This window comes from Endozoicomonas atrinae, from assembly GCF_001647025.1.
In the GTDB taxonomy this organism is placed as follows: domain Bacteria; phylum Pseudomonadota; class Gammaproteobacteria; order Pseudomonadales; family Endozoicomonadaceae; genus Endozoicomonas; species Endozoicomonas atrinae.
Genome location: NZ_LUKQ02000762.1, coordinates 1 through 556, shown reverse-complemented (window position 1 = coordinate 556; position 556 = coordinate 1). Strand labels below are relative to the sequence as shown.

Annotated in this window: 1 protein-coding gene; it reads left to right on the top strand. The window is 67.8% G+C overall.

Annotated features, from left to right (window positions below; translation table 11 throughout):
• A partial coding sequence (locus AK963_RS34385) for a hypothetical protein (RefSeq protein ID WP_202969977.1) occupies nt 1–556 on the top strand: 556 nt, incomplete at both ends.

Genomic DNA, 556 nt, shown 5'->3' with positions numbered 1-556 from the left:
ACCAGTACTGGCAGCGGCACACCTGACACGGTGACCACCGGCACCGGGGAAAGCCCGGTCATGGGATCCGGCACCACCAGTACCGGCAGCGGCACACCTGACACGGTGACCACCGGCACCGGGGAAAATCCGGTCATGGGATCCGGCACCACCAGTACCGGCAGCGGCACACCTGACACGGTGACCACCGGCACCGGGGAAAGCCCGGTCATGGGATCCGGCACCACCAGTACTGGCAGCGGCACACCTGACACGGTGACCACCGGCACCGGGGAAAGCCCGGTCATGGGATCCGGCACCACCAGTACTGGCAGCGGCACACCTGACACGGTGACCACCGGCACCGGGGAAAGCCCGGTCATGGGATCCGGCACCACCAGTACTGGCAGCGGCACACCTGACACGGTGACCACCGGCACCGGGGAAAATCCGGTCATGGGATCCGGCACCACCAGTACCGGCAGCGGCACACCTGACACGGTGACCACCGGCACCGGGGAAAGCCCGGTCATGGGATCCGGCACCACCAGTACCGGCAGCGGCACACCTGACACGG